Genomic DNA, 15049 nt, shown 5'->3' on the forward strand with positions numbered 1-15049 from the left:
TGTGTTACTGAAATTCGGCCATTAATCGAGTACAAATTCTTCTTTCCAATTGTCCTTCTCCAACCATTCAGGCTGTTGCTTTTTATCAAAAATGAAATTACCAACAACCAGATAGTCCATTTCCGTACGCATGAAGCAACGGTAAGCATCGTTTGGCGTACAAACGATCGGTTCCCCGCGGACGTTGAAACTTGTATTAACGATAACGGCATAACCAGTAAGCGCCTTGAAAGCGTCAATCAGCTCATAATAACGCGGATTGGTTTCTTTGTGGACTGTCTGGATGCGTGCAGAATAGTCAATATGCGTAATTGAAGGAAGGTCGGAACGTTCGAAGTAAAGCTTTTCACGGAGGTCCATTGCGCCGTAATTGGCAGGAACCGGCTTGCGGCGTCCTTCTGCAACGGGGTGCACCAAAAGCATATATGGCGAAATTCCCTCGTAATCGAAATATGCTGCACAATCTTCCGCCAAAACAGAGGGTGCAAACGGACGGAATGACTCGCGATATTTAATTTTCAGGTTAAGCTTTTTCTGCATTTCCGCATTTCTTGGATCACCAAGAATGCTTCGGCCACCCAGTGCGCGCGGCCCAAACTCCATGCGACCCTGAATCCAGCCCACCACATTTCCTTCGGAAAGTAGCTTTGCTGCATCAACGGATAGTTCTTTGAAATTATCGTAATGCGTGTAAACGGCTTTGTATTTTTTTGCTGTCAGCGCAACATCCAGATCGGAGAAAGTTGGTCCGAGATACGAACCTCGCATTGCGTCGGCTTTCCAGGTTATATTTCTTTCTTGCCCGAAGAAAATGTGATATGCCGCCTGGGCTGCGCCAAGCGCGCCACCCGCGTCACCCGCGGCAGGTTGAATGAAAATGTCTTTGAATATATTGGCTTTCTGCAACTTACCATTGGAAACACAGTTCAGCGCAACGCCGCCAGCCATGCAGAGATAATCTGCTCCTGTAAGACGTTTCGCTTCTTTGGCCATCCTGATCACCGCTTCTTCGGTAATGTTCTGAATTGCCAGACCCAGGTTGCAATGAACGGGTTCAAGCGGATCTTCCGGTCTTCTTGTTTTAAAACCGAAAAGTGCTTCCCATTTGCTTTCATTGACCATTTTCAGGCCTGTTGCGTAATCAAAATATTCCTGATCAAGCCATACGGAGCCGTCTTCTTTTAATTCAACAAGTTCTTTGAGAATGATGTCCTCGTACTTTTTAATATCGGGTGAAGTTGGGTTGCCATAAGGAGCGAGGCCCATCAATTTGTATTCTCCTGAATTTACCCGAAAACCCAGAAAATATGTAAATGCAGAATATAGAAGCCCTAATGAATGTGGGAAACGCAGCTCTTTGAGAATGCTAATGTCTTTTCCTTCGCCCAAACAAATAGACGCAGTTGCCCACTCGCCTACGCCATCGATAGTAAGAATGGCCGATTTTTCAAATGGAGATGGATAATATGCGCTTGCGGCATGGGAAAGGTGATGTTCCGGGAATAACAGCTTAACTTTTTTCTTCTTGTCATAACCCAGTTTAACGAGCTCTTCATTGATCAAACGCTTTAAAAACATCTTCTCTTTGATCCAGACAGGCATTGCAGTGAGAAATGACCTGACTCCTTTCGGGGCGAACGCATAATATGTTTCAAGGAGTCTTTCGAATTTCAGCAGCGGTTTGTCATAAAAGACAATTGCATCTAATTCATTGATTGTAAGTCCGCCGTATTCGAGGCAAAATGCGACTGCATTGGACGGAAAACCGGGGTCGTGCTTTTTTCTTGTAAAGCGCTCTTCCTGAGCGGCTGCAACAATTTCTCCGTTATCAATAAGAGCTGCTGCTGAATCGTGGTAGAAAGCTGAAATACCTAAAATTTTCATTTACCTAATTATAATTACCATTACGAAAAATCTTACGGAGGCATTTATACAAGACGGCAATAGTGTGTTGCTCTCAATAAATTTCCCATAACACTGATTATTAGCTATATATAGAAATATGAATGTATTTCCCTTGCTCAAATCGACCGCAAAGCTAGCACAAGTTTAGGTATTATACATATCTACGTAAAAGAGATGAAAAGAGATCAATTAAACGGCGTGGGTATTTCAACGGAATATTCCCTGTGAAATTACATAATTGGAAAGTTCCTTCGCAAAATACTGGGCGCCTGCTTCACTCAAATGACACACATCGCAAAACATGGTAGAGTCCCTTGGCAAAGCCTGTGCCATATCAAAAAAATAGGTTTTATGCGCGTGCTGGACTTTCATGAGCATTTCATTGTGTGTCAGGATGCCTCGCCTTACGTGCTCCGGCTCACCCCAGGTTGTGACCGGTGACGTGACATAGCAAGGCGTAAAATACTTTTTGTCATCAGAACCACCCGTGAGCTTTACGCCATCGGGAAAATAGGAAGCATACTTTACCAGGAGCAACGGATCATGTTTTTGGCTGGCAAGGCTGGCTATATCCTTAATGTTGTTATAATACGTGGAAGCCGTTTTAATGTCTTTTCCAAAACGAGCATAATTGGGATCCACCTGATCATTACTGATATATAATCTGTTGCTTACTTTGTCCCGCACACTCCTGTAAAGCAAATGAATGGCATAGGGCATTATCGTAATGTTCATTTCTGGATGGCTGACCAGCAAACTGATCTCGTCATACCATTTGATGTGCCCGTAATCACCTCGGAATCTGTCAGCTGTAATATTGTTAGCCCGGTTCTCGTTGATGGCCTCGTAATAAATCACCAGATCAAATTTTTGATGTCTTAACAATTTGTATTTGATCAAATTGTCGAGCGAATTGTGACCTGGCATTGCCACATTGTAAAAATTAAACTTCCTGATTTCCGGATAAGCTCTCTGAAAAAGTGTGTCCAGCCGCATTTCCAATCTTGACCAATGCGTGTTAACCACTGAGCCGCCAAGAATCAAAATATTCCGGGTGTCTGCCCCACGTTCCATCCTGGCTTCTTCAATGGACTGCATGAATGGATAATATTTTTTTTCAAGATACTGCGCCGGACGCAAGAACGGATATCCGAAGCAAACGAGCGAAACTCTGAAAATCAACTCCGAAAAGATCAACAACAATCCAATGAACGACAACGAAAGCACTAATTTCCTACACAACATGCCAAGACATTCTAACCAAACCGACAGTATAGTTATGAAAAATCTCTAAATAGTCAAATATTTTTGTAGAAAACTTTCAAATATATCTAAAACTAGTACTAACATGCTGTGCACTTCTACACCAGAATTTTGGTCGGTTTCAAATCCTCGTCAAGAGCGACGAAGGTGAAAATGCCGGTAACCGCTTTCTCGCGGCCTTCTTCGTACATTTTTTCAACAAATATATCTACACGAACTTTCATGCTCGTGTTGCCAACCGTTTCCACTCTTCCTACCAATTCAATGATGGTTCCGGCTGCAATCGGGTGCGTAAAATCAATGCGGTCGGAAGAGACGGTTACGCAGCGTAACCGCGAAAAACGTGTGGCAGCAATGAATGCGACTTCGTCCATCATTGACAGGGCTGTTCCGCCAAAAAGTGTGTCGTAGTGGTTGGTGTTGTTGGGGAAAACCGTTTTGAAAACACGGGCTTCGGAGGCGGTAATTTTTTCTTCTAATGTCAAAATTGTACGTTTTTAGTCAGGCAAATGTAAAAAAAGAGTCAGGAATTGTGGTTCCTGACTCTCTCTTATCATGATTTATTGTTCAACTGAAACTGACTCTCGCAGGAGATTTGCTGCCGTGATCATGTTTCTCAATGCAGCTTCGGTTTCCGGCCACTTGCGGGTTTTCAGTCCGCAATCGGGGTTAACCCACAGATTTCTGGATGGAATCACCTTCAATGCCTTTTCTAACAAAACAATCATTTCGTCTACCGTCGGGACGCGCGGCGAGTGAATATCATAAACGCCGGGACCGATTTCGTTAGGATAATTGAAGTTTGCAAAAGCATCCAAAAGCTCCATTTGTGACCGTGAAGTTTCAATGGTAATCACATCCGCATCCATCGCAGCAATCGAATCAATGATGTCATTGAACTCAGAATAGCACATATGCGTGTGAATTTGCGTCTGATCTGCAACGCCCGCCGCACTAAGCCTGAATGCGTCCACGGCCCATGTCAGATAATTCCGCCATGCGTATTTGCGCAATGGCAAACCTTCGCGAATCGCCGGTTCGTCAATCTGGATCACCTTAATGCCAGCCTTTTCAAGATCAACAACTTCGTCGCGAATGGCCAGGCCAATCTGGAAAGCAGTGTCTTTTCTTGGCTGATCATCGCGCACAAATGACCATTGTAAAATCGTAACTGGCCCTGTCAACATGCCTTTTACCAACTTCTCCGAATTGGCTTGCGCAAATGCAGACCACTTAACGGTCATTGCGCCCGGACGTTCAACGTCACCGAAAATAACAGGCGGTTTCACGCAGCGGCTGCCGTAACTCTGCACCCAGCCATTTTGCGTAAATACAAATCCGGACAGGCTTTCGCCAAAATATTCCACCATATCATTCCTTTCAAACTCCCCGTGAACCAGCACGTCGATGCCAAGTTCTTCCTGCCAGCGCAATGAGCTGACGATTTCCTCTTTAATGCGGGTTTCGTAATCCTCCAATGTTAGTTTGCCGCTCTTCAAATTAGCTCTCAACTGGCGCACTTCGTCCGTTTGCGGGAATGAGCCGATTGTTGTGGAAGGAAACAACGGAAGTTTTAATTTTTCCAATTGGATGGTTTGGCGGACCTGAAAAGCATTTTGCCTCTCAAAATCATGCTGGCTTATGCTAGCCACGCGATTTTTCACCTCCGGCTTGTGAATCAATGTGGATGTTCTTCTGCTTGCTATGGCCTTTTGATTTTCGATAAACGACTGATCAGTTGTCCAATCCGTCTGAGCCAGTTGTGATAATGCTGTCACTTCACTTAGTTTCTGTTTGGCAAAAGCCATCCAGTTTTTGATTTCCTGCGTTAAAACCGATTCGTTTTTTTCCAGATCCAGATCGTGCGGGCTGTGCAACAATGAAGATGAAGGAGCAATCATCACACGGTTTTCACCCAAAACCTCAATTGCCTTTTTCACAAATTCAAGTGATTTGGCAAAATCGTTTTTCCAGATATTCCTCCCATCGACAACACCAAGCGAAAGCTTCTTTGTGGAATTTACAAATGCTTCATCAGCCAAAATTTGAGGCAAAGTTTCAGCGCCGCGCGTGAGGTCGATGTGCAATGCGTCAATGTTCAAACTGGTTGCAATGCTCAAATTATCCTCCAACGCGCCAAAATAGGACGCAACCAGAATTTTCAGTTTGGGAAGCGCCTCCCGGATTTGCGCATATGCGCTCTGCAATGCCAGCTTGTCTTTGTTTGTGAGGTCGAGCACAAGCGCAGGCTCATCCAGTTGCACCCATTCCGCGCCGCGTGAAGCCAGTTCTTTTAAAACTGAAATGTAAACCGGCAAAAGATTGTCCAGCAAATCAATTTTATCAAAACCCGCTTCCTTTTCTTTTCCCAACAGCAAATATGTAACAGGGCCAACGAGAACAGGTTTTGTCAAAATCCCTTTGTGCAACGCATCTTCAAATTCAATGATCACTTTATCAGAATAGCGGCTGAACTTCTGGTCTTTTACAAACTCAGGAACCAGATAATGATAATTTGTATCAAACCATTTGGTCATCTCCATTGCCTTGATATCCAGGCCGTCGCGCTGCACGCCACGCGCCATCGCATAATAGAGGTCGAGCTCGCGATTGGATTTGCCGTCGATTAACTGGTGATAGCGCTCCGGAATTGCGCCTGCCATCAGCGACGTGTCCAAAACATGGTCATACAGTGAGAAATCGTTGGAAGGAATGAGGTCCAGACCTGCATTCTTCTGGGTTTCCCAATTCTGGTGGCGGATTTTGCGGGCAACTTTTTGAAGCTCGTCCCTGTCAATTTTACCTGCCCAAAACTGTTCGCTGGCTTTTTTGAGCTCACGCTGACTTCCCACGCGGGGATAACCAAGATTGTGTGATAACATAACATTTGTGTTTAAGAGTTAATAAAAACCCTTTGAAAACACCCCCGTCCTGACACAGAAAATGAAAAATAAAGGCTTGCTGATCAGTACGTAACATCATTTTGAATGCTTACATCGTAGCATATTTCTTCCCCAAAGGGAAGAACTGCTCCTTCATTAAGAATTCATCGTGATATTTTGTAAATCAATGCTTAACCATTTCCCAACCGTGAGGAAATAGCCATTGAGCGTAGCGGCAAGTCTCCTGGCTTGTATCATTTTTACCGCCCTTCTCGCCGTGAGGCAATGGGACACGAGGGTAAAAATTTGTCCTGCCGATTACAGGACCGATACTTACAGTAGCACGACTGCCCGTGAATTTCACACGGTTCCTTTTTAATTTCTGCTTTGTTTGGATGAGGGCTCCAAAAGCGAAAACCACTACCCCGATTGACGGGCGTTCACAAAGAACGTTGTAAAGTTAAAACCAAAACTCCCGGACCGCTAAAAGTGCCGCCGATTTAAGTGAAAGCCGTTTCAATTGATAAAGTGAAGGGATAAAATATCTATTTCAAAAGCAATTCAATGTGCCCAAAAGTGTATTTTGTTGGACAAAAATGGTCACTGCTCAATCAAACTTGCAGCGTCTGCATCCAGTAAATACTCAGCATTCAAATGATTCTGCAAGATGGTTGCTGGGAAATTCGTGGTGACAGGAAAATCCAATGCACGTTTTACAACAGGCGCTTTTGCGCTGCCGGAAGCCATCAAAATGGCAGTTTTCGATTCCATAATGTGCCGGATGCCGACCGTGATTCCTCTATTAATAATGGTCGATTGCTTGAAATACTTTTGTCCGACCTCCTTAGTAATGTCTTCAAGTTCCGAAACGTGCGCGTAAGTGTCCCACGGCGTGCCCGGTTCATTAAGCGCCAAATGTCCGTTCATGCCCACGCCCAGAATGATCAGATCAAGGCCGCCGAGGCCAGCAACCACTTTATTAATGCGTGCACATTCTTCATCCGGATTATGCGCTTTGCCATCAAAAAAGACGATTTTATCTTCTCGTAAACCGATTGGTTTCAAAAAATCTTTGTTCAATAAATTCCTGCAACCGCCATCATCATCCGCACCGAAACCGATCCACTCGTCGAGGCCGATAAAAATGCATGTCGAAAAATCCGTTGCGCCTTTTTGATTCTCGGAAACCAAAATTTCGAACATGCCCAGCGGCGTGCTGCCGGACGGCAGACAGATGACGGCATTCGGTTTCTTGGAAAGTAAGGCCATCACGCGCTCCGCAGCGGCGAGGCTCATCGCTTCATAATTTGGGTAAATGTTCAGTTTTGGTTTCATGATTTGAATGAAAAAGTGTTTTGTAAAAAGATAAGCAAGCCATTCTTTCCGCGTAAGAAACATTTATCCTTGAAAAACACCAAAAACTTGGCGCCCAATCCTAACTTTACCGCTTAATCCGCATTGTTCATTCTCACTAATCGAAAAATGGAATACCGTATAGAAAAAGATACCATGGGTGAAGTGCAGGTGCCCTCCCATGTATACTGGGGCGCACAAACGCAACGCTCGATCCAAAATTTTCCTATTGCGCAGGATATCAACAAGATGCCTAAGGAAATTATTAAGGCATTTGCATATTTGAAAAAGGCCGCAGCGATCACCAACTATGAAGCGGGCGTTCTTCCAAAAGAAAAAAGCGACCTGATCGGTCAGGTTTGTGATGAAATTCTGGCGGAAAAACTGGATGACCAGTTTCCATTGGTTGTATGGCAAACGGGCTCGGGAACGCAGTCGAATATGAATTGTAATGAAGTGATTGCTTACCGCGGTCACGTGCTGCAAGGCGGTGAACTGGGTGACAAGACAAAATTTCTGCATCCAAATGATGACGTTAACAAGTCGCAGTCGTCCAATGACACATATCCGACGGCTATGCACATTGCGGCTTACAAGATTTTGGTTGATGTGACCATTCCCGGGATTACCAAGTTAAGGGACACTTTAAAGGCCAAATCCGAGGCTTTCCGGAATGTGGTTAAGATCGGACGCACGCACTTTATGGATGCGACTCCGCTGACATTGGGACAGGAATTTTCGGGTTACGCCTCGCAGCTGGATCACGGTTTGCGCGCGATCAACAATACACTTTCGCACCTTTCTGAACTCGCATTGGGTGGAACCGCCGTGGGAACGGGGATTAATACGCCCGAAGGTTATTCTGGAAACGTTGCCCGTCACATTGCAGCGCTTACAAATCTTCCTTTTATCACTGCTGAAAATAAATTTGAAGCATTGGCAGCACATGATGCCATCGTAGAAGCACACGGCGCATTGAAAACGGTCGCTGTTAGTTTGATGAAAATCGGAAATGACATTCGCATGCTTTCTTCTGGCCCGCGCTCGGGAATTGGTGAAATCCACATTCCGGACAACGAACCTGGAAGTTCTATTATGCCCGGGAAAGTGAACCCAACACAATGCGAAGCTATGACAATGGTGGCTGCGCAAGTGATGGGCAACGACGTGGCGATCGGCATTGGCGGATCAAATGGCCATTTTGAGCTCAATGTTTTCAAACCGTTAATGGCTTACAATTTCCTTCATTCCGCACGATTGATCGGCGATGTTTGTGTTTCCTTTAATGATAATTGCGCTGTGGGCATTGAACCGCTGCATGAAAATATTAAAAAGCATGTGAACAATTCGTTGATGTTAGTAACCGCTCTAAACACCAAAATCGGTTACTATAAAGCTGCCGAAATTGCGCAAACCGCTCACAAAAACGGTTCGACTTTGAAGGAAACAGCGGTTGAATTGGGTTATGTGACCCCGGATGAATTTGACGCTTGGGTTAAACCTGAGGATATGGTTGGCGACAACAAGTAAAACTTTGCAAATCGTTTATTTTAAATGCTCCGCCACGCTTTGGTGGAGCATTTGATTTTTCCAGCCAGCGTCAAAATGAACATTCGAAATGCATTAATGAATGATCCCATGCAGTCCAAGCGGCGGGCAATGGAAGTTGCCGCATATGCCTGCCTTGACAGTGCTCACTTTCAGCAACTCATAAACTGCTTTCTTTCAAATGATTACAGACTGGCACAGCGGGCGGCATTAAGCGTGAGCATCGCGGCACGGCAACGCCCGGACATGATTGTACCGCACATTAACACGCTGGTTGACATGCTTCCCCGCACCGATGTCCACGATGCCGTGATCCGCAACAGCGTGCGCATTTTGCAGGAAATTGAAATTCCTGCCGAACTGCATGGGAAAGTGATGGACATTTGTTTTGCATTTATCCAAAACAGAGAAATTCCTGTCGCCATCCGCGTATTTTCCCTGACAATTCTCGACAATTTCTCAAAAATTTATCCGGAGATTAGAAATGAACTGGGCATAATTATTGAAGAGGCGATGGAATTTGAAAAACCCGCATTCCGTGCGAGAGGGAAGAAAATTCTGGCCAGGATTAAAAACCAAAAGCATTCGTAACACAGGTAAAACTCTTTACTTTGTTTCTTTAACCAAAAACAACAAATGATCATTTACTGCTATTCCATGCTGGATGAATCGCTCAGAAACAAACTCAGCGAGGCATTGCAACCCCAAAACATTGTTCATTTCCGGACCGAAACGACTAGCGAAGCAGAAAGCCGGGAAGAGTTTAAAAATGCGAACTATATTCTGGGTAATCCTCCGATCGAATGGTTTTCCGATGCATTGCCCAATCTGAAATTCTGGCAGCTGGACTCAGCAGGATTTGACCAATATGCTGTCGTAAAAATTGATGAAAGTGTAAAAGTTGCCAATATGGGCGACTGGTTTGCAAGGCCTTGCGCCGAATCGATTGTAGGCGGTGTGCTCGCATTGTATCGCGGACTGGACACGCTTACATTGCTTAAACAAAAATCGGAATGGGTGGGCGCTAAGCTTCGTGCTGAGCTAAAAATCCTTTACCAGCAGAATGTCATCATTTTAGGTGCCGGCACAATTGGATTGGCAGTGAACACGATTTTGAAAGGCTTCGGCTGTTCTACGCATTTAATGGCACGGACTTCTCCGGAGGCAGATTTGCACAGCAAAGAGGATTTATACAATGAATTGCCTTACGCAGATCTGGTCATCAACACGCTTCCCGGCACGGCGCAACGTTTTGTGGACGAGGCATTTTTTTCCAAAATGAAAGCGAACAGCGTGTATGCAAGCGTGGGAAGAGGCAGCACAACAGACGAGCAAGCGCTGATTGCAGTGCTTCATTCTGGTCAGCTCGATGGCGCAGTTCTGGATGTAACCGAAGTAGAACCGTTACCCGGAGACAGCCCATTGTGGCAAATGGAGAATGTAATTCTCACGCAACACACCGGAGGCGGGCATAATAATGAGCACATTGGGAAAGTGGATTTATTCCTGAACAACATCTTTGCGATGGAAAATGGCGGGAACATTGTGAATGAAGTGAATTTGCTCAAAGGCTATTAATAACACCAGATTTAGACATAATGCAACAAGCTGATATCATTGAAGGGATTAAGGGAAAGTATTTTCAAAAGTTTGGTGAAACATCAAATCCGGATAAAGTAAGAACTTTCCGTTCGCCGGGAAGGATTAACCTGATTGGCGAGCATACGGATTACAATAATGGATTTGTGCTGCCCGCGAGCGTTGACAAAGCAGTTTATTTCGTCATTGAACCGAGGGAAGATGATCAGGTCATTTTGCATGCAGCGGATCTTGATGAAACGTACACATTCAATGTTAACGACCTCTCCAAACCGGATCAAGCCTGGTCGCATTATCAGCTTGGGATTATTGAGCAGATTTATAAAAAAGGGCTTAAAATCGGCGGTTTTCAAACAACATTTGGCGGAGATGTGCCAGTTGGCGCTGGATTATCCTCTTCTGCAGCATTGGAATGTTGTCTCTTGTTTGCTTTAAACGAGCTGTTTGACTTGGGACTTGATCGGTTCAATATTGTAAAAATGTCGCAAAAGGCGGAAAACGAATATGTGGGCGTTCAATGCGGCATTATGGACCAATTTGCTTCTGCATTTGGAAAGGAAGAATCCGTTATCCGGCTTGATTGCAGATCATTGGAATATGAATATTTCCCATTTCCAATGCAGGATTATTTGCTGGTCCTTTGCGACACGAGCGTGAAGCATTCTCTGGCCAGCTCGGAATACAACACAAGACGACTGGAATGCGAGAAGGGCATTTCTATTTTGAAGAAATATTATCCTGACATTGAAAGCCTTCGCGACGTTACGCCTGAAATCGTCGCCGAGCACAAAGATGAATTGGGTGATCCTGTAAATCGCAGATGCAAATTTATTACAGAAGAAATCCAGCGCGTTCAGGATGCATGCGATCTTTTGGTGGAAGGAAATCTTGTTGAATTTGGTCAAAAAATGTATGCAACGCATCAGGGATTGCAGCATGAATATGAAGTGAGCTGCCCTGAACTAGACTTTCTGGTCGATCAGACCATCAATGATCCTGCGGTACTTGGCGCCAGAATGATGGGTGGCGGATTTGGCGGCTGCACCATTAATTTGGTCAAAAAAGAAGCCGTTGATGATTTTGAACAAAAAATGAAGGCAGCCTATCTGCAAGCATATCAGATTGACCTTCCGTGCTACAAAGTGAAAATTACGACAGGAACCGAGGAAATCCTCTAAACTCCTTTAACCAGAACCAACATCCAATTGCTGAATATGAAAAGAATATTCGTTTTACTCACTGCGCTGACCAGTTTTTTCCTTTTCAGCTGCTCCAAATCAAACAAAGAAGAGATGATCAGTACGATTTCCAAAGAGTCCTTCGGCAAACTTCCTGACGGCCAGGAGGCAGACCTTTATACACTGACCAATGCAAAAGGCATGACAGTGAACATCACGAATTATGGCGGCATTATCACAAAGATCATGGCCCCTGATAAAAAAGGTGAGTTCGCGGATGTTGTGCTGGGTTTCGATTCGCTGGCGCCTTATTTGGCAGAAAATCCGTTTTTTGGCGCATTGGTTGGCCGTTATGGAAATCGCATTGCAAAAGGAAAATTCAAATTGAATGGTCAAGAATACAAACTTGCCATAAACAATGGCCCGAACTCCTTGCACGGCGGCACCAAGGGTTTTAACAGAGTTTTGTGGAAAGCAACTGAAATCAACAAAGATTCAACCGTAGGCCTTCAACTGGAATACACAAGCAAGGATATGGAAGAAGGTTATCCTGGAAATTTGACCGTAAAAGTGGTTTACACTTTAGATAACGACAATTCGCTCAGCATTGATTACACTGCCACAACGGACAAACCAACGGTTTTAAACCTTACTAACCATTCCTACTTCAACCTGACAGGTTTGAAAAGGGACATTTTGGATCACGAAGTCAAAATTGAATCTGACAGCATTGTGCCGGTTGACACGACATTGATTCCAACCGGAAAACTGCGTGCCGTGGAAGGGACGCCGTTTGATTTCAGAAAGTCCACTAAAATTTCTGCTGGCATTAATAAAACGGAAGATGAGCAGATCAAAAACGGCGGTGGCTATGACCATTGCTGGGTGCTAAAACGCACAGAACCAGGCTTAATGTTGTTTGCAACGGCAAAAGATCCTGAAAGCGGGCGGATTTTGGAAGCCTTCACGACCGAGCCGGCCGTTCAATTTTACAGCGGCAACTTCCTTGATGGAACATTAAAAGGGAAAAACGCAACATATGTAAAGCGTTTCGGTTTCTGCCTGGAAACAGAGCACTATCCCGACTCCCCAAACCAACCGCAATTCCCATCCACCGAGCTTAAACCCGGAGAAACTTACAAATCAACAACCAAATATCGGTTTTCGGCTAAGTAACCGACACTAGTGCGTTAAAAAAATAAGGACAATGACACAGACTCACCGGGTCTGAAAGTCATCGTCCTTATTTTTTGTAAATTTTAAGTAATTTTGACCAACACACTATGATATTGATATGCCTAAGATCCTGGAATATTTTGGACTTGTTTTTTATTTCTACTCGAACGATCATTTACCAATCCATCTGCACGTTTCATATAACGAGTATGAGACAATCTTCGAGATTTTTTTCGAGGAAGGGAAATTGAAAGACGTACGGGAAAGGTTGGTTCCAGGCATTGATCCGCTGCCGGCCATGCAACACAAAGAGGCAAGAAAGGTGATTGAGGTTTATGCGGAAATCATTGTGAATCGCTGGACAGATTTTTTTGTATTGAAAAAGAAAGTCCCAATAATTAAGATAACAAAGAAGCTATGATACTGGTTATTAGGGTTATTGATGCCGAATATATTTCTGAATATAAAGTGCTGGTCAAATTCAATGATGGAACTCAACAGATCGTTGACTTTGAAGATTTCTTGAAATCTAATGCGCATCCGCAACACAATAAGTTCAGGAATCAGGAACATTTCAGAAAATTCAAGATTGAAAAAGGCACGCTGGTTTGGGGACAGAACTGGGACCTCATTTTTCCTGTTGAACAATTGCACGCCGGACACATACAATTTTAATGTAGATGATATAATTTTTTTTCCAATGCTTACCAGAACAGTAAAAATCAGCAACGTTACCAATTTGTCCGATGCGCGTTATTGTGCGGGGATGGGTGTTGAAATGCTTGGTTTTTCAATTGACGAAGATTCTCCAAATTATATTTCTCCAAAAAAGTTTGAAGACATCTGTTCCTGGCTGGCTGGCGTGAACCTCGTCGCCGAAACTTCCGAAACCGACCCAGGCAAAATCATTCAGACCCTTGCCAATTATCCTGTGCATTCTGTTCAGGTGGAAGCGCCGGGACTTTTAAATTATCTCAAAAGTGAATTGAATCTGCCGCTGATTTTAAGGATAAGCGTAGATCTTTATGAAGCGGACGAAATCAATTCGATATTGAGCCGTTATGATGGCGAAGTCTCTCACTTCCTTCTCGAAAGCGAAAAAGAAGCGCAATTGACGGAAGATTGGATGCAAGTGCTTGGCAACCTGGGCAGCGAATATCCAATTTTGATTGGCTTTGGATTAGACAATGAATACACCGTAAGTGCGCTAACCGAGTTATTCCCCAATATTGGCATTGCCTTGCGCGGAAGCGACGAAATCAGGCCAGGATACAAAGATTTTGGCAGTATGATGGACATTCTTGAAGCATTGGAAGAGCAATAAACTCGGCTGAAAACGCCTTTTAAACAAGCAATCTTAATAGTTCTCCTCAAATAAATCCGCTCAACACGCCCTCCTACCGATAATAATTTTCCGATTTGCAGTATCTTGTATTACCTACTACCTTTGAATACAAATAAACGCTAAGCTTATCATGGAAAAGAGATTGCATCGCATACCTGACCAGGCCGTTTTTGGAGGAGTTGCTTCCGGAATCGCCCAATACTTTCAAATTGACGTTGTTATAGTTCGAGTGCTGTTCGTTATAATGCTGCTCTTGCCTATTCCGCCGACATTCGGAATGACTGCATTTATCTACATTATTTTATGGGCAGTGTTGCCTACCGGGCCAGTCGGAGCCGTTTACACCACAAACACCTCATTTGACGCTGATCCGTCCAGACCAATTTTTGACTCAAATGCTTCCAAAACAGTAGATCCTGCTGCGGACAAAAAGAGGTCGGATCAAACGGTGATGATTTTGGGCGGTGTGCTGATATTTTTTGGAGCTGTCATGTTAGTGGATGATTTCCCGGTTTGGTATCAATTTAAAAAATACTTCTGGCCGATCGTTCTCATTGCAATTGGTGCGTTTTTGATCCTTCGCCAGCGTGACAAAGAACAACATGGCCACACAACTGTCTATCCGACAACGCCGCCTGTGACGCCAATCACGCCCGATCCGGAGCCCGAACCATATACACCATTTACACCAACGGCGTCCACGGTCACCACGACACACTTTCCGGAAGACCCTGATTACAAAAAGCCGGATAACGACGACGACCAGGTAATTAAAGTAAATTAGAATCAAGCTGTTAACA

Annotated in this window: 14 protein-coding genes and 1 riboswitch; of the genes, 9 read left to right on the forward strand and 5 right to left on the reverse strand. The window is 44.3% G+C overall.

The features are described from left to right. Positions 1-21 precede the first annotated feature (21 nt). From LZG73_RS04240 to LZG73_RS04260, 5 genes are all read right to left on the reverse strand, one after another. Positions 22-1884, reverse strand: a complete 1863-nt coding sequence (locus LZG73_RS04240) for a carbamoyltransferase (RefSeq protein ID WP_233846377.1) — start codon at positions 1882-1884, stop codon at positions 22-24. 228 nt (positions 1885-2112) lie between these two features. Beyond that, positions 2113-3150, reverse strand: a complete 1038-nt coding sequence (locus tag LZG73_RS04245; protein WP_233846379.1) for a hypothetical protein — start codon at positions 3148-3150, stop codon at positions 2113-2115. A 116-nt stretch (positions 3151-3266) separates the two neighbouring features. Beyond that, complete coding sequence (locus tag LZG73_RS04250; RefSeq protein WP_233846381.1) at positions 3267-3653, reverse strand: acyl-CoA thioesterase; 387 nt, start codon at positions 3651-3653, stop codon at positions 3267-3269. Positions 3654-3728: 75 nt separating this feature from the next. Beyond that, positions 3729-6050, reverse strand: a complete 2322-nt coding sequence (gene metE / locus LZG73_RS04255) for a 5-methyltetrahydropteroyltriglutamate--homocysteine S-methyltransferase (RefSeq protein ID WP_233846383.1) — start codon at positions 6048-6050, stop codon at positions 3729-3731. A gap of 216 nt (positions 6051-6266) precedes the next feature. Continuing rightward, positions 6267-6487: riboswitch (cobalamin riboswitch) on the reverse strand. Positions 6488-6650: 163 nt separating this feature from the next. Beyond that, positions 6651-7385 (reverse strand): 6-phosphogluconolactonase, encoded by a 735-nt coding sequence (locus tag LZG73_RS04260; protein ID WP_233846385.1) that lies wholly within the window; start codon positions 7383-7385, stop codon positions 6651-6653. Between the two features lie 147 nt (positions 7386-7532). On the opposite strand from LZG73_RS04260, the gene fumC reads away from it, so the two are divergent. From fumC to LZG73_RS04305, 9 genes are all read left to right on the forward strand, one after another. Then, positions 7533-8933 carry a class II fumarate hydratase gene (fumC, locus tag LZG73_RS04265; protein ID WP_233846387.1) on the forward strand — a complete coding sequence of 467 codons (1401 nt, stop codon included), beginning with the start codon at positions 7533-7535 and terminating at the stop codon, positions 8931-8933. 24 nt (positions 8934-8957) lie between these two features. After that, the gene (locus LZG73_RS04270; RefSeq protein ID WP_233846389.1) at positions 8958-9542 is read left to right on the forward strand and encodes a hypothetical protein; all 585 of its coding nucleotides are present in this window, start codon (positions 8958-8960) and stop codon (positions 9540-9542) included. 45 nt (positions 9543-9587) lie between these two features. Next, on the forward strand, positions 9588-10529 hold the full coding sequence (locus tag LZG73_RS04275) for a D-2-hydroxyacid dehydrogenase (RefSeq protein WP_233846391.1): 942 nt from the start codon (positions 9588-9590) through the stop codon (positions 10527-10529). A 20-nt stretch (positions 10530-10549) separates the two neighbouring features. Then, entirely contained in the window at positions 10550-11728 is a 1179-nt protein-coding gene (locus LZG73_RS04280) for a galactokinase (RefSeq protein ID WP_233846393.1), read from the forward strand. A gap of 36 nt (positions 11729-11764) precedes the next feature. Continuing rightward, entirely contained in the window at positions 11765-12904 is a 1140-nt protein-coding gene (locus LZG73_RS04285) for an aldose epimerase family protein (RefSeq protein WP_233846395.1), read from the forward strand. Positions 12905-13022: 118 nt separating this feature from the next. Beyond that, entirely contained in the window at positions 13023-13325 is a 303-nt protein-coding gene (locus tag LZG73_RS04290; protein WP_233846396.1) for a DUF4160 domain-containing protein, read from the forward strand. Then, positions 13322-13579, forward strand: coding sequence for a DUF2442 domain-containing protein (locus LZG73_RS04295; RefSeq protein ID WP_233846398.1), 258 nt, complete (start codon positions 13322-13324; stop codon positions 13577-13579). Before LZG73_RS04290 ends, LZG73_RS04295 begins: the two co-directional genes overlap by 4 nt. Before the next feature lie 25 nt (positions 13580-13604). Beyond that, the gene (locus LZG73_RS04300; protein WP_233846400.1) at positions 13605-14228 is read left to right on the forward strand and encodes a hypothetical protein; all 624 of its coding nucleotides are present in this window, start codon (positions 13605-13607) and stop codon (positions 14226-14228) included. A gap of 151 nt (positions 14229-14379) precedes the next feature. Next, the gene (locus tag LZG73_RS04305) at positions 14380-15033 is read left to right on the forward strand and encodes a PspC domain-containing protein (RefSeq protein WP_233846402.1); all 654 of its coding nucleotides are present in this window, start codon (positions 14380-14382) and stop codon (positions 15031-15033) included. Positions 15034-15049 lie beyond the last annotated feature (16 nt).

This window comes from Dyadobacter sp. CY326 (assembly GCF_021390515.1).
Classification (GTDB): Bacteria; Bacteroidota; Bacteroidia; order Cytophagales; family Spirosomataceae; genus Dyadobacter.